This is a genomic window from Staphylococcus sp. HMSC034G07 (assembly GCF_001835975.1).
Classification (GTDB): domain Bacteria; phylum Bacillota; class Bacilli; order Staphylococcales; family Staphylococcaceae; genus Staphylococcus; species Staphylococcus ureilyticus.
On sequence record NZ_KV826593.1, the window covers coordinates 529,773 to 554,550 of the forward strand.

At 33.4% G+C, this 24,778-nt stretch carries 23 protein-coding genes; 5 read left to right on the forward strand and 18 right to left on the reverse strand.

All coding sequences use genetic code 11. The features are described from left to right. The first annotated feature begins 1 nt into the window (after position 1). From larE to larC, 3 genes are read left to right on the forward strand one after another with little or no spacing between them, the layout of a single operon-like run. Positions 2-811, forward strand: coding sequence for an ATP-dependent sacrificial sulfur transferase LarE (larE, locus tag HMPREF2586_RS03705; RefSeq protein ID WP_070658107.1), 810 nt, complete (start codon positions 2-4; stop codon positions 809-811). 32 nt (positions 812-843) lie between these two features. Continuing rightward, positions 844-1,602: a nickel pincer cofactor biosynthesis protein LarB gene (gene larB / locus HMPREF2586_RS03710; RefSeq protein ID WP_070658060.1), complete on the forward strand. Its 759-nt coding sequence runs from the start codon at positions 844-846 to the stop codon at positions 1,600-1,602. Positions 1,603-1,619: 17 nt separating this feature from the next. After that, on the forward strand, positions 1,620-2,795 hold the full coding sequence (gene larC, locus HMPREF2586_RS03715) for a nickel pincer cofactor biosynthesis protein LarC (protein WP_070658062.1): 1,176 nt from the start codon (positions 1,620-1,622) through the stop codon (positions 2,793-2,795). A gap of 103 nt (positions 2,796-2,898) precedes the next feature. Here larC and HMPREF2586_RS03720 read toward each other — a convergent pair whose 3' ends face one another. The 7 genes from HMPREF2586_RS03720 to HMPREF2586_RS03750 all read right to left on the reverse strand — a co-directional run bounded on the left by HMPREF2586_RS03720 (position 2,899) and on the right by HMPREF2586_RS03750 (position 9,716). Next, positions 2,899-4,119 carry a putative glycoside hydrolase gene (locus tag HMPREF2586_RS03720; RefSeq protein ID WP_070658064.1) on the reverse strand — a complete coding sequence of 407 codons (1,221 nt, stop codon included), beginning with the start codon at positions 4,117-4,119 and terminating at the stop codon, positions 2,899-2,901. Between the two features lie 225 nt (positions 4,120-4,344). Then, positions 4,345-5,334, reverse strand: coding sequence for a Gfo/Idh/MocA family protein (locus HMPREF2586_RS03725; protein WP_070658066.1), 990 nt, complete (start codon positions 5,332-5,334; stop codon positions 4,345-4,347). Positions 5,335-5,651: 317 nt separating this feature from the next. Then, complete coding sequence (locus HMPREF2586_RS03730; RefSeq protein WP_070658069.1) at positions 5,652-6,674, reverse strand: lipoate--protein ligase; 1,023 nt, start codon at positions 6,672-6,674, stop codon at positions 5,652-5,654. 9 nt (positions 6,675-6,683) lie between these two features. After that, positions 6,684-7,568: an SIR2 family NAD-dependent protein deacylase gene (locus HMPREF2586_RS03735; RefSeq protein ID WP_070658070.1), complete on the reverse strand. Its 885-nt coding sequence runs from the start codon at positions 7,566-7,568 to the stop codon at positions 6,684-6,686. After that, positions 7,561-8,349 (reverse strand): protein-ADP-ribose hydrolase, encoded by a 789-nt coding sequence (locus HMPREF2586_RS03740; protein ID WP_064209146.1) that lies wholly within the window; start codon positions 8,347-8,349, stop codon positions 7,561-7,563. The genes HMPREF2586_RS03735 and HMPREF2586_RS03740 overlap by 8 nt, the downstream gene beginning before the upstream one ends. 3 nt (positions 8,350-8,352) lie before the next feature. Then, positions 8,353-8,685 carry a glycine cleavage system H family protein gene (locus HMPREF2586_RS03745; protein WP_046206596.1) on the reverse strand — a complete coding sequence of 111 codons (333 nt, stop codon included), beginning with the start codon at positions 8,683-8,685 and terminating at the stop codon, positions 8,353-8,355. 26 nt (positions 8,686-8,711) lie between these two features. Then, positions 8,712-9,716 carry an LLM class flavin-dependent oxidoreductase gene (locus tag HMPREF2586_RS03750; RefSeq protein ID WP_064209145.1) on the reverse strand — a complete coding sequence of 335 codons (1,005 nt, stop codon included), beginning with the start codon at positions 9,714-9,716 and terminating at the stop codon, positions 8,712-8,714. Between the two features lie 304 nt (positions 9,717-10,020). On the opposite strand from HMPREF2586_RS03750, the gene HMPREF2586_RS03755 reads away from it, so the two are divergent. Beyond that, positions 10,021-11,250, forward strand: a complete 1,230-nt coding sequence (locus HMPREF2586_RS03755; protein WP_046206594.1) for an NADH-dependent flavin oxidoreductase — start codon at positions 10,021-10,023, stop codon at positions 11,248-11,250. A 129-nt stretch (positions 11,251-11,379) separates the two neighbouring features. Here HMPREF2586_RS03755 and HMPREF2586_RS03760 read toward each other — a convergent pair whose 3' ends face one another. The 10 genes from HMPREF2586_RS03760 to HMPREF2586_RS03805 all read right to left on the reverse strand — a co-directional run bounded on the left by HMPREF2586_RS03760 (position 11,380) and on the right by HMPREF2586_RS03805 (position 22,075). Continuing rightward, complete coding sequence (locus HMPREF2586_RS03760) at positions 11,380-12,867, reverse strand: aldehyde dehydrogenase family protein (protein ID WP_046206593.1); 1,488 nt, start codon at positions 12,865-12,867, stop codon at positions 11,380-11,382. 117 nt (positions 12,868-12,984) lie between these two features. After that, a complete protein-coding gene (locus HMPREF2586_RS03765) occupies positions 12,985-14,628 on the reverse strand; it encodes an alpha-keto acid decarboxylase family protein (RefSeq protein WP_064209144.1) in 1,644 nt (547 codons plus the stop codon). A 196-nt stretch (positions 14,629-14,824) separates the two neighbouring features. Then, the gene (locus HMPREF2586_RS03770) at positions 14,825-15,283 is read right to left on the reverse strand and encodes a MarR family winged helix-turn-helix transcriptional regulator (RefSeq protein WP_064209143.1); all 459 of its coding nucleotides are present in this window, start codon (positions 15,281-15,283) and stop codon (positions 14,825-14,827) included. 34 nt (positions 15,284-15,317) lie between these two features. Continuing rightward, entirely contained in the window at positions 15,318-16,502 is a 1,185-nt protein-coding gene (locus HMPREF2586_RS03775) for a MalY/PatB family protein (protein ID WP_070658075.1), read from the reverse strand. An 18-nt stretch (positions 16,503-16,520) separates the two neighbouring features. Next, positions 16,521-17,381: an SLAC1 family transporter gene (locus tag HMPREF2586_RS03780; RefSeq protein ID WP_256324331.1), complete on the reverse strand. Its 861-nt coding sequence runs from the start codon at positions 17,379-17,381 to the stop codon at positions 16,521-16,523. 267 nt (positions 17,382-17,648) lie between these two features. Further along, entirely contained in the window at positions 17,649-18,077 is a 429-nt protein-coding gene (gene arr / locus HMPREF2586_RS03785; RefSeq protein ID WP_070658079.1) for an NAD(+)--rifampin ADP-ribosyltransferase, read from the reverse strand. Between the two features lie 273 nt (positions 18,078-18,350). Further along, complete coding sequence (locus HMPREF2586_RS03790; RefSeq protein ID WP_070658082.1) at positions 18,351-19,109, reverse strand: glycerophosphoryl diester phosphodiesterase; 759 nt, start codon at positions 19,107-19,109, stop codon at positions 18,351-18,353. 170 nt (positions 19,110-19,279) lie between these two features. Then, positions 19,280-20,368 (reverse strand): M23 family metallopeptidase, encoded by a 1,089-nt coding sequence (locus HMPREF2586_RS03795; protein ID WP_046206586.1) that lies wholly within the window; start codon positions 20,366-20,368, stop codon positions 19,280-19,282. A gap of 367 nt (positions 20,369-20,735) precedes the next feature. Continuing rightward, on the reverse strand, positions 20,736-21,086 hold the full coding sequence (locus tag HMPREF2586_RS03800; RefSeq protein WP_046206585.1) for a DUF4064 domain-containing protein: 351 nt from the start codon (positions 21,084-21,086) through the stop codon (positions 20,736-20,738). A 23-nt stretch (positions 21,087-21,109) separates the two neighbouring features. After that, positions 21,110-22,075 carry a DUF4352 domain-containing protein gene (locus HMPREF2586_RS03805; RefSeq protein ID WP_052722077.1) on the reverse strand — a complete coding sequence of 322 codons (966 nt, stop codon included), beginning with the start codon at positions 22,073-22,075 and terminating at the stop codon, positions 21,110-21,112. Positions 22,076-22,510: 435 nt separating this feature from the next. On the opposite strand from HMPREF2586_RS03805, the gene HMPREF2586_RS03810 reads away from it, so the two are divergent. Next, a complete protein-coding gene (locus HMPREF2586_RS03810; protein ID WP_371090925.1) occupies positions 22,511-23,707 on the forward strand; it encodes an MFS transporter in 1,197 nt (398 codons plus the stop codon). Between the two features lie 56 nt (positions 23,708-23,763). Here HMPREF2586_RS03810 and HMPREF2586_RS03815 read toward each other — a convergent pair whose 3' ends face one another. Beyond that, complete coding sequence (locus HMPREF2586_RS03815) at positions 23,764-24,741, reverse strand: tRNA dihydrouridine synthase (protein WP_046206583.1); 978 nt, start codon at positions 24,739-24,741, stop codon at positions 23,764-23,766. Between the last annotated feature and the right edge of the window lie 37 nt (positions 24,742-24,778).

Consider the following 24,778-nt stretch of genomic DNA (forward strand, 5'->3'; position numbering starts at 1 on the left):
GATGACTAAATTACAGAATAAAGAATTTAAACTTGAAATGCTTTTAAAAGAAATGGAGACAGTAGTTATTGCTTTTTCAGGCGGTGTCGATAGTAGCTTAGTTCTGAAAAAAGCAATTGATGTATTAGGTACCAATAATGTAAAAGCAGTGATAGTTAAATCAGAATTATTTAGAAACGAAGAATTTAATCAGGCTATAGAACTTGGAAACACGTTAAATGCAGATATCGTAGAGACGGAAATAGCAGAATTAAAAGACCCACACATCATAAAAAACACACCCGACAGTTGGTATTACAGCAAATGTTTATTATACGCAAAACTAGAAGCGTTAAGAAAATCATTTGGATTCAATTATGTGTTAGACGGCATGATTATGGACGATATTTCAGATTTCCGACCAGGTCTTAAAGCGAGATCTGAATACGGGGTGAGAAGCGTTTTACAAGAAGTTGAACTTTATAAAGATGAAGTACGAGAACTAAGCAAATCAAATGGCTTACCGGTTTGGGATAAGCCTGCACTTTGTAGCTTAGCTTCTCGTATCCCTTATGGTGAACCACTTAGTTTCAACAAAGTTAATAAAGTTAATGAAGCTGAAAAATTCATTTTAGATTTAGATATTAATAACGTGAGAGTACGTTATCACGACAACATAGCACGTATCGAAGTTGATGAAACAGATATTGTTACGATAATTCAACATAAAGACCAAATTTCACTACGACTTAAAGAGCTTGGCTTTGACTATGTCACAATTGATTTAGAAGGCTATCGCACTGGTAGTATGAATGAGGTCATACAATCTTAATTTTAACGCTATAGTATAAAGGTGGTTTAACTATGACAGATAAATATGATTCCATCGAATCATTATTGCAAGCAGTAAAATCAGATCAATTATCAATATCTGAGGCTAAATCAGAATTAAGTCAATATGATGAATTAGGTTTTGCAAAAATCGACCTACATCGTAGAAAGCGACAAGGATTCCCAGAAGTAATATTTGGCGAAGGTAAAACTGAGCAACAACTAGTGAAAATCATTCACTCATTAATATTACACGAAGAAACAATTTTAATTACTCGTGTTAATAATGAAAAAGCCCATTTTATTTGTGAAACATATCCTCAATTGGTACATCATGCAACAGCACAAATCGTTTGTACATCTTTAGAGCATATTACCAAGACACAACGTCAAGCTGCTATTATTTGTGCAGGTACGTCTGACCTTCCTGTAGCGGAAGAAGCTGCTATAACAGCAGAAGTAATGGGAATCTCAGTAAAAAGATTTTACGATGTTGGAGTTTCTGGTATCCACCGTCTTTTCGCTCATATTGATGATATTCGCAATTGCAATGTATCTGTAGTAATAGCTGGCATGGAAGGCGCGTTAGCAAGTGTAGTTGCTGGCTTGGTTGACCATCCTGTCTATGCCGTACCAACAAGTGTGGGTTATGGTGCAAATCTAGATGGTATCACTACATTATTATCAATGATCAATTCATGTGCACCTGGTTCTAGTGTACTTAATATTGATAATGGCTTTGGCGGTGGTTATAACGCTGCTATGATTGTCAATATGTTGGAACAACATTAAGGGATGGAGTGAATGATATGACGAATACAATATATTTAGATTGCCATGCGGGTATTGCAGGTGACATGTTGCTATCTTCTCTAGTAGACTTAGGTGCAAATATAGCTTACATTGAATCTCATTTACAAAAGTTGCCACTTAATGATTTTAAATTGCACTTTTCTAATCAAACCAAGCAAGGTATTCAAGCCAAACAACTAGATATTGATTTTAGCGAAACAACACACCATAGAACAGCTTCTGATATTACAAAAATGATACAGGATAGTGATTTACCCGCAAGAGTTAAAGTACGCAGCCAAAAAGTCTTTGATACGATTGCTCACGCAGAAGCTAAAATTCATGGGATGTCCGTTGAAGAAGTACATTTTCATGAAGTAGGCGCTATGGATTCCATTATCGATATTATCGGCGGTTGCCTTGCTTTAGAAAATTTGAAAATTGATGAGTTACACGCTTCCCCAATTCCAACAGGTGGAGGTAAAATAAATATCGCTCATGGATTATATCCTGTGCCTGCACCAGCAACGGCAGAAATTTTAAAAGGTATACCGCTTGCTTCTTTTGATATTAATAGCGAATTAACGACGCCAACCGGAGCAGCTTTTATTAAAGCATTAGCATCTAAAATTGGTCCTTTACCTTCTGTCACAATAGAAGAAATTGGTTATGGAAGTGGCACCAAAGACTTTGATTTTCCAAACATTTTAAGAGCAATTCAATTTAAAACTAAAGACAATACACCAACACAAGTCCAAGTAATAGAAAGTCAGATAGATGACATGTCTGCTGAGATGTTAAGTTACTTTCTTGAACAAGTTTTAGAAGATGGTGCATTAGATGCATACTTCACACCTATCACCATGAAAAAAAGCAGACCAGCCACTCAAATCACAGTCATTTGTAAATTAAAAAATGCACAATTTTTCGAAGACTATATTTTAAAAAATACATCTACATTAGGAATTAGAAGTTACACGGTTAATCGTAAAGTACTCCATAGACAATTCGAAACAATTCATACAAATTATGGAGCGATTTTAGTAAAAACAGCCATGTTAAATGGAAAAATAATTAAGGCAAAACCAGAATTTGAAGATGTGAGAAACGCTGCAATTCAAGCAAATAAACCATTCTTACATGTATACAATCATATTAATCAAGAGATTCAAAAACATATACAATTTGACTGAATTTCTTAAACCTTATGCCACATAAGTCCTAATAGAATAAGCCTATAACTGAAATTCTATAAATTTCAGTTATAGGCTTACTTCATCTTAGTAGTTAATATGTTTAATTACTTTTAGCGTTTTCTGGCTTTTGAGCATCCGGATTGGTGTATTTTGATGGATTGTAATCGGCGCCTTTCGTATAGTCAGCAGAAGCATCCCATAATAAAAATTCATGAATATTATGATCTTTTAACGCTTGTACTTGTGCAGTTACTTCCGCTTTGTCATAGGATTTATACTGCCCTTCTCCTAAATAAGAGGCTGTAAAATCTTGAAGCCATGGACGAGATTTAACCTTTTTAGGGTCGATACCTTGCAGTGCTTCTTTTTCTTTATCAAGATAACGATCCACTGTTTTATATGGTTCTGTATCTGGCGCTTCTAATCCAAAATCTCCTGGGCTCCAATGAGAAGGATAAATCATCGATGAAATGACATCTACATTTTTGGCGATTTTAGGGAAGCTTTGCCCAATACCTGGTGTTTCTTTAACCGTAGCTGCGTAACCAAAAACATCCGCAGATGTTTGAACATCATATGATTTTAAATCTTTACGTGCAGTTTTCAAAAAATTAGTAATCGTATCTACACGTTGCTCAACATGGTTTAAATCACTATTTTTATACTTTCCATTTGAATATTGTAGTGATTTATCTTTGTTTTCAAATCCTTCAGGAAATCGAACATAGTCAAATTGAACTTCTTTAAATCCTGCTTTAGCCGCTTCTTTTGCAACTGCAATATTATATTTCCATACTTTATCATTAAAAGGATTTAAAAAACTATCCCCGCCTTCACTTTCCCAAACATTACCATCAGACGTTTTAAATGACCAATCAGGTTTTTCTTCAGACAATCTAGAATCTTTAAATGTAACAATACGTGCAATTGGATAAATATTGTTTTTTTCCATTGCTTTTATGACTTTTTTTACGTCAACACGATTCACTGTATTGCTGCTAATCAATTTATTGTCACTTTTAAAGTCCATCGTTATATTTCCTTCATCATCTTTAACGTCAATTACCATGGCATTTAATTCAGTTTCATTTATAAATTGTATAAGTTCTTCAAAATTTTCCCCTTTTGCTGAATCCGGTGTTACATAGATACCTTTCACACCATCTTTTGGATAATCAATATCACTATATGTATGCTTTTTTGATTTGTTTGAACTTTCTTTACCTTCATTTGTTTCTTTCTCATTGTTAGAACCACTGTTACAAGCTGACATCATTAATACGGTCACAAATAATATCACTATAAATTTCCATACCTTCATTGAATTATCTCCCTCTCCCTTAATCAATTCAAAGACAAAAACATTTAAATCACAAATAAGTATTACACTACACATATTATATCATTTTAATATTTTAAACAACGTAAATTCCGAACTTTTATTTATAAAAAAAGACAGAAATAGTTATCAATTACAGGATTGACGACTTATTTCTGTCTTTTAAGCTATTATTTTTAATATTATCAATTCAGCTGTGCTCAACTTTTACTTAATTGAAGGCCCAATACTTAAATTGGCACTCGCTAATGCTTGCTCTAACACATCTAGTACATGAATACTATGATCTAATTGTCTTGTTGCAAATATAATGTTTTGTTCCCGAATTTCTTTTTCAATTTTCACAAATTCTTCGTACATTCGATGCTTGTGTGCGTTCACCTGATAATACTGTGTACCACCAGTGTGATATTTTAATTCGAATGCATTCAACTCATTTGTAGGACCTTTAAGATTGATTGTTGCTTTATCTCCTTGAATATAAGATTGATTATCAGAACTAGAATCTTTAGCCCCAATACAAACTACTTTCATCTCTTCATATTCTAATTGTAAGATACCAGAAGTATCGATATTTTTTTCAATATTTGCAAAGTATGTCACTTTATTAGGTTTACCAAATAAGCCTACTGCTAAATGAACATTGTAAACATTAATATCCATTAATGCACCGCCACCCTTACTCGGATCAAATGCGGGTTGAATAATGTCATTTTTAAAATCATCAAATCTTGAGGAATACTGTGAATAGTTGAACTGAGCAATTTTGCAATTTCCAATTTCTGGTATACTTTGCTTAAGTACATCATAATTACTTAAATACAAATTGGTAATCGCTTCAATAATAATCACCTTTTGTTGCTCTGCTAAATCTTTAAGTATGATAAGCTCCTCTGTGGTTAATGTAAAAGGTTTTTCACAAATCACATGCTTATTTTTTGCTATAGCTTTACGTGCGTAATCAAAATGAAGATGATTGGGAACAGCCAAATAAACAGTGTCTATCTTTTCATCTTCTATAAACGCTTGAAAATCTTCAAAGACTTGCTTAATATCAAATTGCTTTTGCAATTGAGCTACATTCTCAGGATTACGTCCAGTAGTCACTATGCTTTGTATATGAATTTCTGGTATCTCTGACATCACTGGCAATGCTTCTTTTACAATTTTTCCGGCTCCAACTATACCTATATTCATAAATTTCCCCTTTTTTATCATAAAAATTTATTGTCTATAATGAAATATCTACAATTTTTGAATCATAAAATTAAATCATCTATAACGATATTAATAGCTGTGGCATTTACCTGTCCAACCTTATAAAACATAATACGTCACAGTTTATTTGTTCATTACATCATCTTTTCTATCATTACATTTGAATATTTCACGACAATTTTATATGTTTAGCTAACAACTCTTTAATCCTTTTTTGTGCTATTTCCCAAGAAATAACTGCTCGTATATAAGTCATGTACTGCTACATTGCTTTCAGCTAATGTGTCCTTTTAGTATTAACTTAAAATTAAATCAACAAGTTCTTCTGCTGACGTTTTACCGAAATAGTAAGGAATATCCATTTTACTTAAAGCATCAAACAAATCTGCTTTAACAACTCGAACACCGATAAGTTGCTTTTCAACTTCTCTAATATCGCCTTGACCAAAAAAATCACCATAAATACGACATGCCTTGATACGACCATGTTCAACAGCTAGTGTAATATCAATGGTACCTGCCGCTAATTTCGCATCTCTATTATATTCATAGCGCGGGGAACGTCCATAGTTCCATTCCCAATTCTTATATTTATTTGTCACCATTTCATCTATCGCACGCCAGTCCGCTTCACTTAATTCATAACGTTTAACGTCATTGATATCGTCTAAGCCCAATAATTGTTTAATCATTAAGTCTTTAAACTCATGTATTGTAATATTTTGATATTCATTTGCTAAATGTTCGCGAATAGCTCCAACTCTCGATCTAACAGATTTAATTCCTTTAGATTCAATTTTTTTACGATTCGGCTTTAAAACTTTAATCATTGCTTCGTAATCAACATCTAATAAAAGTGAGTAACCTCCATAGATACGTCCATTGATTAAAGTCATAGCAGCGCCAGAAATTTTCTTTCCATTAATCTCTAAATCATTACGTCCACTTTGAATGACTTCGGTAGCACCTAAATTATGTAACGCCTTAATTGCTGGCTCATAAAACTTTTGAAAATCACCATATATCGAATGATCATTCTGTAAAAGACAGCACATATTCACAGCACCACGATCCACATAAACTGCGCCACCTCCTGTTTCACGACGCATCACTTGTATACCATGTTCATCTACATAATCTTGGTTAATCTCTACTGCTGTGTTTTGAAAACGACCTATTTCCACTTTTGGATCACAATAATAAGGTAATAAAATATCATCATCTAAAAAAATATTTTGACTAACATAGACTTGCATTGCAGTATTAACTGCACCATCTGTTATATATTCACCGTTACGAATCGGTTCAATTAAATACATAGTTTTCTCCTACTTTGTTAATTTATTATTTGCTTCTAAAATTAATGACGAAATATCATCCGTTAAATGTATCGTTCTTTCGCGTATGTTTTGAGGAATTCTATATGCTTTTTTATTTAATGTCATAAATAATGCATCAGGATTTTGCCTTGTCATACGTTGAAAAGGATGCTTCACAAATTGCGGTGTAGTATAGCCAATACCAATTTCTAAATATAAGACTTTGCCTGTCTTATGATTTTCAAGAAACTGATTGTAACGAGATAATTGTGCCTCAAAATCTGCATCTTCTACCATACCGACTTGTGCTTTTCGCTTATTAATTTCCATAGGTGCATCACACTTAGGGCAGTGTGGCACGAGTTCACGCGGTACTTCCATATTTGATTGCGCTTGAATCATTTGACGGATTGCCTCATCGTCTCGGTAGGTTTGGGGATGACAATGTTGACTACACTGCCATAGGATATATTCACCTTGAATATGAAACACTTTGTTCAAATCATATCCTGCTACTGCAAACGCATTATCTGCATTAGTAGTAATAATATGATGCGCTTTGTTTTTTAGTATTTCTTTTAGCGCAACATAAGATGCACCTACTGGTTGATCTAAATAATTCAATGCAACAAATCTACTTTGAAATGCCCAGTATTCTTGCCAACTTTCAAATGTATGCAGACTTGCTTGTAACATATCAAAAAATCCGTATTTTTCTATGAAATCCGGAAAATTTTGAGTAAATCTTTTTCCTATATACGTAAACCCATCTGATGCAGACATACCTGCCCCTATGCCAACAACTATTGCATCCGCTTCATCTATAGCTTGTGCTAATACGTCAGATTGGCAACTTTGATTTGCATACATGACACGCCATGTTGGTTCAGTCATAACGTTTTAGCTCCTCCTTATATAATTGTGCATCGGTATCAGTGAACACATTAAAAACTATCTTTATATCATCCAAATGATACTCTTTTTTATAATTTAATACGGTGTTAATGGCTATTTTTGCAGCTTCTGCTTGTGGGAAGCCAAACACACCTGTAGAAATACAGCAAAACGCTATACTTTTTAGTGAATGTTGTTTTGCAATTTCTAAACAACTTCGATATGCGCGCGCCAACAAATCTTTATTCATCTCAGATACTGGCAATTTGCGAACTTGCGGCCCTACTGTATGAATTACATATTGGGCTGGCAAATTATATCCTGATGTTATTTTAGCTTTTCCTATACCTTCTTTTTTCCCTTGTGCTTCCATGATTTCATGACATGCCAAACGTAGCTGTACCCCGGCTTTAGTATGAATGATGTTATCAATACAATTATGATTGGCTTCAAAACAACCTAGTAATTGACTGTTTGCTGCATTCACAATCCCATCTACTTTGAGTTGAGTGATATCTCCTTGCCATAAAAATACATCGTCACCAATCATTGGCGACAATGTATCAATATGCGTAACATGTTGACGATTCATCGCTTGTAAATATGCATCTTGCACGTCTAAATAAGTGTCAGCAATGGGTTGGGGTGCTCTTACATTTGTTAGCCCTCTATACATTTCCCAACGCGTTGCTTCATCTTCTGGCAAATTTAAAGTTGCTTCACCGTGTGCTTCACGCCATAAATATTCAATTAAATAAGCTAAGCGTTCTTGTTGTTGCATAAATTATGCCTCTGGTAGAGCGTTAAATGCTGCTTCATCAACATTTTCTAATTTAACTAACCAGTTCTCTTCAGGTTTTTCTGAATTCAAAATTGTTGGTTCATCTTCTGCTTTTGTATTTCGTTCTACAATTGTACCAGCTAATGGAGATTGAACATCTAAGACTGTTTTAGAAGCTTCAATACTTACGATTTCATCATCTACTTTTACTTCATCGTCCCCTATAAATTCCACGTAACCAACGGTACCTATATCGTCTTGTAACTCTGGTGTCATACTATAAACATATTGTGCTCCTACTTTTTCTACCCATAAATAATTCGCTAATTTTTTCATCATAAATACTTCCCTTCATTAATATTTTATAAATATATTTCTGCAAGCAATTCAACAGCTCGACAACGTGCTTCAATACTCGGTATCAAAGGTACCACCATGACTTCATCTGCATTAAAATCTTGAATCATACGATCGATTTGTGGCTTCGCACTTTCTTTTGTGCCTACAATGATACGTGCACGACTTTGAGCGATTTGTCGCTCATCTTTCTCTGTACAATGATAAGATTGTGCTGTTTCAGGAGAGGGCATACGCTCAAACTCAGCAAATTGTTCTTTGCCTAATAACCATATATCTAAACTTTGGGCTAAAGTTTCCGCTTCTTCTGCTGAATCAGCCAATGCAATAAAGACAGTAATCATCACAGATGGCACCATATTTAATGACGATGGTTGAAATGCGTCTCTATACATTTTCACACTATCTTTTGCTTTATCTATTGCTTTCGCATTAGGTAATAGAAAAGTACCTAATGTGTACCCCATACCTTGAGCACCTGCCTTTTTAGCTGATGCTACACTGGTACTGAGCAACCACATACTTGGAATAAATGTCGTACTTGGTTGTGCTACAACGCGATGATGCCGTTGCTGCGTCTGTTGCTCTGTTAAATAATGTCTCACATCTTCAATAGACTGCCCGTAGTCTAAAAAATGTGATTTTGTTTCATTCATCGCTGCTTTCACTTGAGCAGTACCTGCATTATTGCCTATACCTAAATCGACACGTTCAGGATGAAGTGCTGCTAACATACGAAAGTTTTCGGCAACTTTATACGGGCTGTAATGAGGTAACATCACCCCACCAGACCCCAGAGCAATGTTCTGTGTTTTATTCAGTATTTGCATCATTAATAATTCAGGACTACTACATGCAAATGCTGGTACATTATGATGTTCTGTTAGCCAAAATCGTTTATAGCCGAGTTTGTCAGCTAATTGTGCTAAATGAACAGTATCTTGTAAAGCTTCTTCGGCAGATTTGCCTTCATCAATCACAGCGTAATCTAACACATTAAATTGAACCACGTGAACTACCACCTCCACCAATCATACATCATACAATATGCTTTGTTAACGATTGCACTTAAAGCGAGTATATTTGAGTATCTTATAACTTTCAGTTAAGATAAATGCAACGCAGTACCACAATACACTTTGCATCATTCAACATACGTCCACTTTAAATTGTCTACACCTTATAGGATAACGGATATAGAGAATTTTTGTTAGATTTTGCTTAAAAATTTTTTTACTTTTCCTAGTTTTGACCCTTTTATATTTAAGTGTTACTTTAAAATTAATAATAACAACGAAGATAGAGGTTATAATTATGAATATGAATTACAATACTTTATTAAAGCCACTCACTTTGCCAAATGGTATTGTCTTAAACAACCGTTTTGTTTTATCTCCAATGACAACTAATTCTTCTACACAGGACGGACATATCACAGAGGCAGATATTAACTATGCACGACGTCGTGCACATTCAGCACCACTTCAAGTTACTGGCGCCGCTTATATTGAACCTTATGGACAATTATTTGAATATGGTTTTAGCATTACTGATGATAGTTGTATTCCTGGCTTAACTACTTTAGCCAAAGCCATGAAACAAGACGGAAACAAAGCAATACTACAACTTACGCATGCTGGCCGTTTTTCAAATCAAGCAATTTTAAACTTTGGTCAGGTGTACGGACCAAGTGCAATGACCTTAAATTCACCAATTAAGCATGAAGTTTTATCTATGACTACAGACAAAATCAAATCCGTAATACAACAATACGCAGATGCAACCTCACGCGCAATTAAAGCTGGATTTGACGGTGTTGAAATTTCAGCTGCACAACGCCTATTAATTCAAACATTTTTCTCAACTTTTTCAAATTTAAGGACTGATGCATACGGAAGTCAAAATTTAGAGAATAGATCACGCTTTGAATTAGAAATATTAAAAGCTGTTCAGAATGTTATTGATCAAGAAGCACCCCCACAATTTATTTTAGGTTACCGTGCCACGCCCGAAGAAACACGAGGTAGTGATGTAGGTTACACTGTTGATGAGTTTAACCGTCACTTAGACTGGGTGCTAGAAACTGCCAATATTCAATATTTAGCGATTGCAAGTTGGGGACGTCAAATCTATCAAAACAAAGTACGTTCTGAAGGAAAATATAACGGAGAATATGTCAATGCAGTCGTTTATCAATATCTTAACGGACGCATTCCGCTCATTGCTAGTGGTGGGATTAATTCTCCGGATAGCGCTTTAGACGCCTTACAAAATGCAGATATGGTGGGCATGTCATCACCATTTGTAACTGAACCAGACTTTGTTACCAAATTAAAAGAACAAAGACCAGAAGACATTGATTTGCATATAACCTTGGAAGATATAGATGAATTGGCAATTCCTTATGCTGCTTTTAAAGATATTGTAAAAATGATGGATTACGGTGAAGGATTAAAGAAAGAAACTCGAGATGAATTGCGTAAACTTGAAACAAATTATGATGCAGTAAATTATAAGGAAGTAGATCATGAAAATGAGACTTAAGACTTCCACGATATAAGAACCATGATTCTTAAAGCATATGTACCGTTTTAAAAAGCAGCCGCGAAAATTAGATTTCTAATTTTTGCGGCTGCTTTTATCATCATTTTCACAAAATTTATAGAAAAACACTTAATATAAGCCTTTTAATTCATTACTTGTATCGATAAATATATTTTTAACTTGTTGATAATTACTCAATGCTTCTTTATACGTTTCACGACCAATACCTGATTTTTTATAACCACCAAATGGTGCACCTTCTGGCACTTGGTTATACGTATTTATCCAAATTCTTCCTGTTCTGACTGCTTTAGCAATATTCAGTGCGCGTGTAATATCTTGTGAGAATACGCCACCCGCTAAGCCATAGTCAGAATCATTAGCAATTTTAATCGCTTCTTGATCATCTTTTACTTTGATTACTGTTAAAACAGGACCAAAGATTTCTTCTTGGGCCAACTTATTATTATTATCGCTAACCGCAATAAGTGTTGGTTCTATAAAGTAACCTTTATCTAATCCATTTGCGACAATACGTTTACCTCCAGTTAGTACCTCAGCATTAGATTGTTCAGCATAATCGATATAAGACAATATTTTATTCATCTGCTCATCGCTCGTTTGGCTACCCATTTGCGTGTGCGCATCTAATGGATCTCCAACCTTAATATTTGAAAATGCCTCTTTTAATCTAGAAATTAACGCGTCGTATATACCTTCTTGGACTAATAAACGTGAGCCTGCACTACATACTTCACCTTGATTAAATAATATACCGAGTTGGATACCTTCAACAGCTAAGTCTAAATTTGCATCATCTAGAATAATATTTGCACTTTTACCACCAAGTTCTAAAGTAGCAGGGACAATACGTTTTGCACCTGCATCAGCAACTTGATAGCCGACATCTGTTGAACCTGTAAATGATAATTTATCTACACCTTCATGATTAAAAATAGCATTACCTGATTCTGAACCTTTACCAGTTACGATATTAACCACACCTTGTGGCAATACTTCTTGAAAAATCTTACCTGCTTCTAATAAGCTTAACGGCGTTGAAGATGATGGTTGAATAACAATTGTATTCCCTGCCGCAATGGCTGGTGCAATTTTCCATGCTGCTAAGAGCATTGGGAAATTCCAAGCTACTACAGCACCTACAACGCCAATAGGTTCATGCCGTACGATACTCATAGTATCTTTATCAATATCATTCACTGAACCTTCATGTGTTTCAATAACACTTGCAAAATAGTTAAAATGTCTTGCAGCGTACGGTATATCAATTGTTGAGGTTTCACGAATCGGTTTACCATTATTCAACGTTTCCACTGTTGCAAGCTTATCTTTATTTGCCATCAATTTTTCACTAATTTTTCTTAATAAATCCGCACGCTCCGTTTTAGAAGTTAAACTCCATGATTCGAAGGCGCTTTGAGCTGATGATACAGCTTTGTCGATATCCGTTTCGTCAGCTTTGGAAATATTTGAGAGTATCTCCCCTGTGGCTGGGTTAACAACTTCTAATGTTTCTCCACTATTACTTTTTACAAATTCACCATCAATTAACAATCCGTAATTCTCATCAACATAATCTTTTATATTTACTGTCATGACAATCTCTCCTTTGCTTTGACGTTATTGATAATAACTTTATTTAAGTCAATAGTTAACCTAACTTCTCAATTTCATTGTAAACGAATATCGCTGTTTTTTAAAAAATTCCAATCATCACCCATTTTGTTGGGCAAAAGCCTTACCTATAGCATCTAATTTTTCTGGTGCATCATGTACATCCATGTGAACTTCTACAAAATGCATTATGTTAGGGTTTTGATTAATTTCGTCTAATGCCGTTGCCAACGTATTACTTGTTGTAACATCATGTATTTGAACGTCTGTTTCCTTCATACCAAACACGAACGGTAACTGCTTGTAGTTCCACATTTTAATATCGTTGTACAGTGCAGTTTCACCGTGAATTTTACGTTCCACTGTATATCCATCGTTATTGATGACAAAAATAACTGGTTTTAATGCCTCACGTATGATTGTTGATAATGCTTGAACAGTTAGTTGAAGCGAACCATCACCAATCAGCAGCACGTTTCTACGTTGTTTGTCCGCAATTTGTGTTCCTAGAGTCGCAGGTAAAGTATAACCGATTGATCCCCATAATGGTTGTCCTATAAATGTATTATCTTTAGAGAAAAGTAAATCATAAGCACCAAAGAATGACGTGCCTTGTTCAGCAAGTATAACGTCTTGAGGCTGAATAAATTGCTGCATTAATTTGAAATATGTTGACTGTTTTAATGGTTCATCACTTAATTCAACCGTTTCGTTAGTTACTTGATAACGTGGATAATTCACGTCAGCTGTATAATCAATATTCAACAAACTATCTAGTAAATCTACGAGTTTTACTTCTTCATCACGTAATTCGTCAACTTTAAAATAATGATGATTCATCATGATTACATTTTCTAAATTAAATCCATAAGAAAATCCAGCAGTAGCAGAATCTGTAAGTTTTGCTCCGATATTTAAAATGACATCACTTTGATCTACATAAGCTTTAATTTGTTCATCTGCAATCTTTCCATCATAAATACCCATATAATATTGATTCTCTTCATTGAAAGCCCCTTTACCTAAGGACAATTGAGCAACTGGTATATGTGTTTGGTTAACAAATTGTTCTAGTTTATCATGCAACGCAAAACTATTGATTTCATGTCCAGCTATAATTAAAGGTTGCTTTGCATTTTTTAATTTGTTTTCTATTATTTCTATATAACTGTCAACATCTTGTTTGGCTGGTGCAGTATATTGGTATGGTGTTTCTACTTCAATATCTACAGCAGCTACATCTATAGGTAAATGTATATGAACGGGACGTTTTTCATTAATTGCTGCATTGATTAATCGAGGAATTTCAGTTTGTGCATTTTCTGGAGTGATATATCCTTGTGCTGTTGTGATATGTTTGTACATTTTACGATAATCATCAAATGTGCCTTCACCTAATGAATGATGTACATATTTACCAGCACGTTCAACTTCACGTGTTGGTGCGCCTGTGATTGCTATGACTGGTACACGTTCTGCATATGCACCTGCAATACCGTTAACCGCACTTAGCTCTCCCACACCAAATGTTGTTACCATTGCACTAATGCCTTTAATTCTTGCATAACCATCTGCTGCGTAACTTGCGTTAAGTTCATTTGTGTTACCAATCCATTCCATATCTTCTCGATTGATAATATCGTCTAAGAATGTAAGATTAAAGTCACCAGGTACACCAAATACTTTATCAACACCAACTGAGCGAATTGCATCCATTAAATATTGTCCTACTCTTTTTTGCATACATCATTTCTCCTTTAATGTGTTTCGTTTTCATTACACATTAAATATAACTTGTTAAATAAATTAGGTCAAGTTTATTGACTTATTTACATAACCAAACAAAGAGGCTTTTTCTAACATCTAGAAAACAAGCCTCTGATATAAACGATTGTATTAAGTAGGTACAATTTTGCTATTCTATTGACATACACATACTTTAAAAATTATTCTTCTCATCTTTCAAATATTTTACTGATTGGAATCCTTCTCTATATGAAGCAAATTCTTCCATAATCGCATACCAATCATTGCCAACTTTTTCTTGAATTTCTTTAAACATATCATTTTGTGCTTTATTTAATTTACGCACTAAGTTGCGGCCTTTTTCTGTTGGATATAACGTTTTAATACGTTTATCTTCTGGTGCCTGTTTTTCTACAATGAATGCTTCATCTCTTAGTTTTTTTAAAGTTGCATGGCTACCTTGCTTAGAAATTTCTAACTTTTTCAATAAATCTTTAATCGAGATGCCAGGGACTTTTTCAATAAAAAATAAAAATCTATGGTGTTGACGATTCAAACCATAATCTTTAATGATTTCATCCGCTGTCGTAATAAATGTTTTATATGCGAAGTAAAATAGCAAATTTTCATAGTCATTATTTTTTATTTCCATAAGTCACTGTCCTTTTAAAATTTTTGGGGAACCTTTAACTCAAAGCTTTAATAAAACGTTGAACACCATCTTTGGCAGTTTGAGGCACACAAGCTACATTCATTCTTAAAAAGCCTCTGCCTTCTTCACCATACTTTGTACCAGGTTCAAGCGCAACTTTGCCTTGTTCTAGTAACTTTCTCATCATTTCTTCTTCAGTTAAACCCGTTTCTCTATAGTCAATCCATAACAAATAGGTTGCTTGAGGCTTTTTAATTTTTATTTGTGGAATGGCTTTAGTAATTTCTGAAATAGCATAATCCATATTTGAAGACACAATATCTATGAGTTCATCAAGCCAATCTTCCCCGTGAGTATAGGCAGATTCTAGTGCAGCTGCACCAAATGGACTAATACGGTTAACGCCTAAACCATGTGCCGCAAAATTTGACTCTAATGCTTGTCTAATATCTTTATTGGGTGAAATAATCAAAGCAGCATGAATACCTGCTAGATTAAATGTTTTTGTAGGTGCAGTGCACGTAATGATTTTTTGTGCTTCTTTTTCAGATGCTAATTTATCAAGCGGGATATGTTGATAATCAGTAAATACCAAATCAGCATGAATTTCATCTGATAGTATTAACACATCATATTTCACACATAATTCAATCACTTTTTCCAAAGTGTCTTTAGACCAAACAATGCCGCCTGGATTATGTGGGTTACATAAGATAAACATTTTTACGCCTTGCTTTAACTTTTCTTCAAAGTCTTCAAAGTCGATTGAGTAATTTCTCTCATCTTCTATCAAAGCACACGTTATTAATTGTCGATTCATACCTGAAGGCAAATTGGAAAAAGGTGGATAAACCGGAGGCGTGATTAAAACACTATCTTTTGGAGTCGTAAATGTTTCAATAATTGATGCTATCGCAGGAACTACACCTGAATGCGCAAGAATCCAATCTTTCTCAATATGCCAATCATGACGTTTATGAAACCAAGATTGAATCGCTTTTTTGCAGTCTTCATCTAAATAAGAATAGCCAAACACACCGTGATCGACACATTTCTGTAACGCTTCAATCACTGGTTGTGGCGCTTTAAAATCCATATCCGCAATCCACATTGGCAGTACATCTGAAGCATCATCAATATGATACACATCCTCCATCGTATCCCATTTAACTGATCGCGTCTGCTTTCTATTAACAACTTCATTAAAATGATAAATCATTACAACCACTCCTTTACCTTAAAACACATTATTGTTGATTCTTTTTCTCAAAAAAACAATATAACCCAAAATGACATACACAACAGCTAATAACGCAAATATAATTTCACATATCAACATGAATTGTAATAAATTTTGTAATACGCTCGGAAAACGCACATGAATCATAAAATTAAAATAAGCAGTCGCTGTTGTTACCCACGGAAATGTTAAAGCGGCAAATGAAAATTTAAAATTTATAGCCACTAACTTAGGAATAAACATTAATGAGACCATAAAAAGTAGTTGGGATATTATAAAACCACTTACCATTATAATGATGTCATTCGATTTTGCACTAATTAAAAACCCATTAAGACAAAGTGCTGCAGGAGCCGCTATAATGATTGACATTGGAAATTGATTTTCATTATATAAGCGCCAAGTTTTTTTGATTAAAATAATCGCTATTAGTATTATAAAACAAAAGGTTGCTATATATACCGTGAATTCACCTAGGACTGGATTAAATTCTTTTGCAGTTTCAGCTATTACACCTATCCCTACAAATGTTACAAACCAACTCGTATTCGGCAAAACAGTACCTTTGTTATGTAATATTAGATGATAGTAAATAAAACCTGCAATAATGATAAATTGGATGATAATCGTTAACCACCATAACCATAATAGTAAACCAAGATTGACATTCAAGTGATGCTTTATGATGTAAATGATTGTCATTAAAGCCATTGGAAACGTTGGGAAGGTAGCGCAGATATGACGATCACTCAATTCATTATATACTGTATGAGGATACAATATACACTTTTTAATAAATAACACTAAAATGATGCAACTCAATATAAAAAATAACACTGCTAAACCATACCAAGACATATTAAACAGTTAATTACTAAGCGAAGCGATACCTAATGCTAATCCACAAATAGCCGTTGGTAATACTTTAATCAATTTATAAAACATAATTTTAATCCTTTTACAATATTTAGTTATATCATTACTATACTATGCTTAAACTATTTATGTGTAAAATAAGATTATTATTTCGTTACCTTTTTATCATCTTGCCTAATCTTCTGTGCCTTTATTTTTGTATTAATTCAATATATGCACATATTTGAATGTGACATTCATATCGATATATTAATCTTCAATAATATCTAATCCTTTGTCCCTCAACTGCTTTAAACCCTTGAGCATTTGGTTAATATCGTCATCCGAATGTCTTTCCCATACGCTTAATTCCGCGACAATTTTTAGTGGTTCCGTAGAGCGATAAGAAAGCGTTGGATTGCCAGGTAATTTTTTATCTGTGACGTTCGGATCGTCTTCAAATTCTCCCAATGGTTCAACAACATAAATATGCTCTTCTGCCCTATCCTTAGATAAAGCAACTGCAAGTTCAGCTCCCCATTTTGCGGCTTCTAATGTACCTGTGAAATATATATGGTTCATAATTCGATCTTGATAATTCGATTTATATAATGGATGCAGTAAATCACCTATCTCTAATTTAACTTTTGTACCATGTAAATATAAGTTTTGTCCAAATTGAGCTGTTTCACTGTTCATCGCTTAAGTCCCCCTCATAATCAGTAAGCTGTTCAATTATTATATGCAATATCTATTGGAAAATATAGACTATAATATCTGACACTCGCATCGTATAATTAAAGCAAAGGAGGTTTTATATTTATATTATTTTTTAACAATTGTTGATTATAAAAATAATGTACGACATAGCGCTTGCTTAAACGAAACTTCTGTTACATCTAAATTAAAAACGGAGCTAATCAACTTCAAAAAGTTTTGCAGCACCGTTTTATATATGATAATTATATTAATTTAATCAGCAATAAACCCACTATTTAAATGGACTAACTCATCAGCTTTATCTGTAAACACGCCGTCTACGCCCCAATTGGACAATTGATTTGCCCTCGCTTTACTATTCACCGTCCATACATTTAATTCGTAACCAGCATTTTTAATTGAACGCACGCGTGCTTGAGACAGTTTTGCATCTTCAATATTGACAATCGTTGATTCACAATAGTCTAAAAGTATTCTCCAATCACCTGTAAATGCTGCTGCTTTAAAAAGAACTGCTCGCTTATATTGTGGCATTAGCTGCTGTGCTAATTTCAATAAAACAATATTAAAACTAGATAATAAAATATCTAAATTTGAATTTAATGTGTTTAATTTTTCAGCAACTTGTTTAATCATACTTTCTGATAACACACTACCATCTTTACCTGTTACACCTTTTAATTCAATATTTAAATTCATTTTATATTTATTAGCTAATGCAACCACCTCATCAAAAGTCGGCAGTCTTTCCTCTGCATATTTAGCATTAAACCAATTGCCAGCAGATGCTTGTTTGATTTCATCATAATTCAATTGTGTAATTTCGCCAATCATATCTGTTGTTCTATCTAAAAAATCATCATGAATAATGACGAGTTGTTCATCTTTTGTTATTGCAACATCAAGCTCAATCCATTTTAATCCAGGCACATGCGCAGCTGCTTCAAATGCTGCCATTGTATTTTCAGGTGCTTTACTTGATAATCCTCTATGAGCATAAACTGTAAACATATTATCTTCCCCTTCAATGTGATTTTAGTGTAATTATGATATGTCATGAACCATAATTCAAATTATCTAAGCTATTATCAGAAAAAACATTTTATAGTCGAAAATCAAACAAAAAAGTCGCCTTCTGTATCCTTAATAGGAGTTCAAAGGCGACCAATAGGTGTCATATATTATGATTTTGAATTTACATATGAAGTTGGATCAACAGAATATCCGTTCCCCACGCCACCTGACATACGTTGGAAATGTAAATGAGGTGCAGTAGAATTTCCTGTACTTCCTGATAAACCAATTTGTTGTCCTTCTTTAACTTCTTGGCCAGATTTAACATTTAAAGAATTCATATGCATATACCATTGATAGTTATCACTGTTTTTCTCTTGGATTGTAACTTGGTTACCACCACCATAGTTACTCCAACCACTTTGAATTACTGTACCATCTGCTAATGAATAAACTGGTGTGTTTTCATCCATTGCGTAGTCAACGCCATAGTGTGCACCACCGCCATGGTAACTACCATAAGGTTGTAATTGACGATTTTTAGTTAACCAATTTGATGAATGTGTACTATTATTACTACTGTTTGATGCTACTTCTGATTGTGTAGCTTTTTGTTGTGGTGCAGCTTGTTGTTGTGGTGTTGAATCATTACTTGATGTAGTGTTTTGTTGCACATTATTCGTACCATTATTTTGTGTGTAACTTGTTTCATAATTGTTATTTGTTGATGCGTTATTTTGTGTATGATTTACATTATTAGAATTACTTTGTGCTGTTTGTCCAGATTCAGTGCCATGGTTCGTTGTTGCACTATTATCAACATCATCGTTTTCTGATGTTTGGTTGATGTCATAACCTTCTGATTGTACTTCTTCATGACTTTGGTCATCAGTGTAGTTATTATCATCTGAGACATTTACATTATCTACGTTTGAAGCGTTGTTTGAAGTGTTATTAGCACTTTGATTATTCATTGGGAAATAATAGTAATGATAATTCCCCTCATCGTCTATTAAATAGAAATAATATTGTTGTTGATCAAACATAGATTGATCCCAATTTCCATCTAATGTGTGATGATAGTTCCCATTATCATCTTGATCAATATATCCATAATTAAAAATATCACTATAAGACTGATTGCTTGTGTACTGTGTATTAGATTGATTATTTTCTGAAGCGTGTGCTTCACCTTGTGCGATACCAATTGCACCTAAAGATAATGTAGCAATTGTTGCTGTAACCATTTTTTTCATAATTAATAAGTCCTCCCAAAATTTTTACATACATAATAGTATCAGAGAAACTGTATAAAAAGAATAGCAGAAACTGTTTTTTAATTTGTTAGTAATTTATTTGTGATGTAACGTAAATTTTTTGAAAATTCCTAATATGTATTACGATTGCACCTTCAAAATTTCAAAAAAATAGCGTGTTATGGTATTTCATTTTCTAAAAAGCTTTCCTTATTCTATTACAAAGTTAACAATCGAATAAATACATTTTTAAGTACATTTATATACAAGGCTAATAATTATCTAATTAACATTAGCTTGATACAAAAAAACCGAGACATCATTATCTATGTCTCGGATGGTTTAATACTATTTTTTGTCTACTGTATTACTTTCTTATTAATGCTAATATACCGGCTACTAATATTAATATACCTGATAAAATACCAAAAAAGCTTATAAAAATTATATTTAAAATACCACCTATGATTAATAATATTCCTATTAAGACTCTTTTTTTGTTTATAATACAACTAAGAACCAGTGTTATTATACAAGTTATTATAACCGCTACGCCTAATCCAGTTATACTGCCACTATCTGTTGCTCCAAATTCTTTGCCAATACCGTCGACCATTATAGCGAATAAGCCACCTATAATACCAAATATACTTCCTAATATTCCTAAAATCATTTCTGCTACTCTATTTGTTTGTTTTTTTCCAATATACTCATTCATATAAATTACTCCTTTTCTTTTTACTACGCTGCTTCATCTTCAGCAGTTTCATCTTCTTCGCTTTGTTTCATATCTTCTTCATACTCTTTATCTATTTCATCCATTTCTTCTTCATATTCTTTATCTATCTCATCCATTTCCTTTTCGTATGCTTCATCTTGCTTTTTCATTTCTTCTTCAAATGCTTGATCTTCTTCTTCCATCTTTTTATTGTATAATTCATCAACACGTGCTTCTAATTGATCATATTCTATCTCTAATACCTCATGATCAACATGGTCCATTTTTTCACCATCCGTGAGTTCATTATATTCATCAACTAATGTGTTATACATTTCTGCTGGATATGTTATTTCATCGCTTTCATCATCTTCTTTTTCGGTATCAGTTTTTTCAGCATCCGCTGTTTCACTTGTACTTTCATTATCATTACTTGCTGATACAGAATTACTAGTTTGTTGATTACTCGCTTCTTTAATATCTTCTTTCTTTATGTTCCATTTTGCTTTAATATTTTCAAAATTTGGCGTAGCATCCATTTCTAAAGTATATGTATCATTTTCAGGAACGTCATAAGTAATCATACCTGATCCAGTATTTCCTTTGTTCAATTGATGTGAAAACCCTGAGTCTCCTTCACTCTCCCCGTACCATTCTTGATAATTTTCACCGTTCACTTTCATGCTAAAATCAGTCGAATCAACTAATACTTGATCTTCATTATTATTTTTAAATTTCAAATATACTTTTATAACTCTGCCATTTTCAGGTTCACTATATTCATCATAATTATTTACATATTCTACTTTTGCTAATTTCACATCTACACCATCAGCGTCCACTACTTGTCCAATTTTAAAATTCTTCATAGTATTCGTAGCTTTTGACTTATTATCTTCTTTTCTGTCAGATTTTGTTTCCTTACCTTCCGTATTACAACCAGCTAAGATACATATGATTAAAACAGCCAAAAACAATAGTTTTTTCATTTTACCACTTCCTCATTTTACATTTACAGTTAATTTGAATTTTGTTCAACTTTAAAATTATTTTAAACCATACTACATAATCTTATAACATATTTAGTTAAAATCAATCATTTTTTTGAAATTTATGTTAATTTAAAATTTTATTAATGTGCTATCTTAGGAAAACCTATTTTTGTTACAAAAATGACTGTAGAAATAATTATCTTAGAAACGAAATTTCATAAATAATTAGTCCTACAGTCATATTAAAATTTTTCTTTTTATATGATTTATTCAAATCTCTGTTCAAATTGTTACAAAGCTGTAAGTGTTCTATTAAGTGATATGTCATAAAAATGTACTTTATGTTTTTAACAAAAAATTCAAGTATAAATAATATATTTTTTATATTATTAATTACATGCTACCATAAAAATATCAACTAATAAGCGGGGCATGACATTGAATAATTTAAAAAAACATTATGTGACAAAAGGTTCGAAAGACTATTTAAAAATCATTATTGCACTTTTCATTTCCGGTTTTACTATCTTTTCTATCTTATATAGTGTTCAACCTTTGATTCCACATTTCACAAAGTCATTTAATATTAGTGAAACTGTTTCAAGTTTAGCTTTATCAGCAGCAACCATTACCTTAGCGATTGCTATGCTATTTTTCGGGGCACTATCCGAAGTGTTAGGCCGTAAACCTATAATGATTTTTTCTGTTCTTTCTGTATCCTTACTCGCCTTAATACAACCATTTTTAACAGATTTCAATACTTTTTTAATTGTGCGATTAATCCAAGGCATATGTCTAGCTGGTTTACCATCAATCGCAATGGCTTATATTGGTGAAGAAATTTCATCACAAAATTTACCTGAGGCGATGGGCATTTATATTAGTGGAAATGCTTTTGGCGGTGCCTTTGGAAGAATATTCACCGGTTTTATTTCAAGTATATATGGATATCAAACTGGCCTAATTTCTATAGGTATAATCAGTCTTATTGCAGCCATTTTATTTACATTTTTATTACCGTCATCTAAACATTTTGAAAAACAGCGTTTTTCTGTAAAAACATTATTAATGAGTTATTATAAGCATCTAACAAATATCAGATTGCTCAAACCATTTATGATTGGCTTTCTGCTACTTGGGTGTAACATCGCAGCATTTAACTATATTGGTTTCGTGTTATCAGAAAAACCATATAATTTACATGATAGTATCATTAGTTTTATTTACTTATTATTTTTAATAGGTATGATTTCCTCAATACTAAACGCAAAATTACGTATGAAATTAGGTACTTTAAATGCCTTGAAATTCAGTGTTTTATTGTTAATTTTCGGTATTAACATCACTTTATTGCCACCGCTAACATTCAAAATTATTGGCTTAGCCTTTAGTGTTTATGCTTTTTTTAGTGGGCATGCAATTGCAAGTGCAGTCGTTACCAGTCGTGCAGAAGACCATAAAGCACAGGCCTCTAGCCTATACTTATTATTTTATTATATGGGTTCTTCTGTAGGTGGTACTTTAGCCGGTGTGTTTTATAACTATATTCAATGGCCTGGCGTAGTTTTAATGATTACTAGTTTTATGGTCATAGCATTCGTTATTGCTCTTACCATTAAGCAAAAATAGGCTTGAAAATCTAAAATATTAAGATTTCCAAGCCTATTTATATAGTCAAATTTTTACTATTGTATTGTTGTTTCCATATTTGCTTCAAATTCATCTAGTAGTTCACGTGCTTCATCAGTCGTATTTGTACTCATCAGTTGATGTCTTAACTCACTTGCACCTCTGATGCCACGCACATATATTTTAAAGAATCTGCGCAACGGTTTAAATAAGCGTGTTTCTTCTTGTGAATATTTGTCGAACAAATCAAGATGAAGTCTCAACAAGTCTAAAAGTTCTGCACTCGTATGTTCTCTTGGTTCTTTTTCAAAAGCATAAGGATTATGGAAAATCCCACGTCCAATCATGATACCATCGATACCATACTTTTCTGCCAGTTCAAGCCCAGTTTTTCTATCTGGAATATCACCATTTATCGTCAATAATGTATTTGGTGCAATTTCATCACGTAGTTTTTTAATTTCACCGATTAATTCCCAATGGGCGTCTACTTTACTCATCTCTCTACGTGTACGCAGGTGAATTGATAAATTCGCAATATCTTGTTGAAAAACATGTTTCAACCACTTTCTCCATTCATCAATTTCAGAATAACCCAAACGTGTTTTAACACTTACAGGTAACCCTCCTGCTTTAGATGCTTGAATAATTTCAGCTGCAGTTTCAGGACGTAATATTAGTCCTGAACCCTTACCTTTTGTTGCAACATTCGCAACTGGACAACCCATATTCAAATCAATGCCTTTAAACCCCATCTCTGCCATGCCAATACTCATTTCACGAAAATGTTCAGGTTTATCACCCCAAATATGTGCAACGATGGGTTGTTCATCTTCTGTAAAAGTTAAACGGCCACGTACGCTATGTACGCCTTCAGGATGGCAAAAACTTTCCGTATTTGTAAACTCAGTGAAAAAGACATCAGGTCTTCCCGCTTCGCTGACTACATGACGAAAGACTACATCTGTTACATCTTCCATAGGCGCCAAAACAAAAAATGGACGCGGTAATTCACGCCAAAAATTTTCTTTCATATATATTTTAACCTTCTTATCTATTATTATCTCGAAT

Bases quoted from the DNA above. Each gene is read 5' to 3' on its own strand.
- larE (WP_070658107.1), top strand. From the start codon at position 2: ATGACTAAATTACAGAATAAAGAATTTAAACTTGAAATGCTTTTAAAA.
- larB (WP_070658060.1), top strand. From the start codon at position 844: ATGACAGATAAATATGATTCCATCGAATCATTATTGCAAGCAGTAAAA.
- larC (WP_070658062.1), top strand. From the start codon at position 1,620: ATGACGAATACAATATATTTAGATTGCCATGCGGGTATTGCAGGTGAC.
- HMPREF2586_RS03720 (WP_070658064.1), bottom strand. From the start codon at position 4,119: ATGAAGGTATGGAAATTTATAGTGATATTATTTGTGACCGTATTAATG.
- HMPREF2586_RS03725 (WP_070658066.1), bottom strand. From the start codon at position 5,334: ATGAATATAGGTATAGTTGGAGCCGGAAAAATTGTAAAAGAAGCATTG.
- HMPREF2586_RS03730 (WP_070658069.1), bottom strand. From the start codon at position 6,674: ATGTATTTAATTGAACCGATTCGTAACGGTGAATATATAACAGATGGT.
- HMPREF2586_RS03735 (WP_070658070.1), bottom strand. From the start codon at position 7,568: ATGACTGAACCAACATGGCGTGTCATGTATGCAAATCAAAGTTGCCAA.
- HMPREF2586_RS03740 (WP_064209146.1), bottom strand. From the start codon at position 8,349: ATGCAACAACAAGAACGCTTAGCTTATTTAATTGAATATTTATGGCGT.
- HMPREF2586_RS03745 (WP_046206596.1), bottom strand. From the start codon at position 8,685: ATGAAAAAATTAGCGAATTATTTATGGGTAGAAAAAGTAGGAGCACAA.
- HMPREF2586_RS03755 (WP_046206594.1), top strand. From the start codon at position 10,021: ATGAATATGAATTACAATACTTTATTAAAGCCACTCACTTTGCCAAAT.
- HMPREF2586_RS03760 (WP_046206593.1), bottom strand. From the start codon at position 12,867: ATGACAGTAAATATAAAAGATTATGTTGATGAGAATTACGGATTGTTA.
- HMPREF2586_RS03765 (WP_064209144.1), bottom strand. From the start codon at position 14,628: ATGCAAAAAAGAGTAGGACAATATTTAATGGATGCAATTCGCTCAGTT.
- HMPREF2586_RS03770 (WP_064209143.1), bottom strand. From the start codon at position 15,283: ATGGAAATAAAAAATAATGACTATGAAAATTTGCTATTTTACTTCGCA.
- HMPREF2586_RS03775 (WP_070658075.1), bottom strand. From the start codon at position 16,502: ATGATTTATCATTTTAATGAAGTTGTTAATAGAAAGCAGACGCGATCA.
- HMPREF2586_RS03780 (WP_256324331.1), bottom strand. From the start codon at position 17,381: ATGTCTTGGTATGGTTTAGCAGTGTTATTTTTTATATTGAGTTGCATC.
- arr (WP_070658079.1), bottom strand. From the start codon at position 18,077: ATGAACAGTGAAACAGCTCAATTTGGACAAAACTTATATTTACATGGT.
- HMPREF2586_RS03790 (WP_070658082.1), bottom strand. From the start codon at position 19,109: ATGTTTACAGTTTATGCTCATAGAGGATTATCAAGTAAAGCACCTGAA.
- HMPREF2586_RS03795 (WP_046206586.1), bottom strand. From the start codon at position 20,368: ATGAAAAAAATGGTTACAGCAACAATTGCTACATTATCTTTAGGTGCA.
- HMPREF2586_RS03800 (WP_046206585.1), bottom strand. From the start codon at position 21,086: ATGAATGAGTATATTGGAAAAAAACAAACAAATAGAGTAGCAGAAATG.
- HMPREF2586_RS03805 (WP_052722077.1), bottom strand. From the start codon at position 22,075: ATGAAAAAACTATTGTTTTTGGCTGTTTTAATCATATGTATCTTAGCT.
- HMPREF2586_RS03810 (WP_371090925.1), top strand. From the start codon at position 22,511: ATGACATTGAATAATTTAAAAAAACATTATGTGACAAAAGGTTCGAAA.
- HMPREF2586_RS03815 (WP_046206583.1), bottom strand. From the start codon at position 24,741: ATGAAAGAAAATTTTTGGCGTGAATTACCGCGTCCATTTTTTGTTTTG.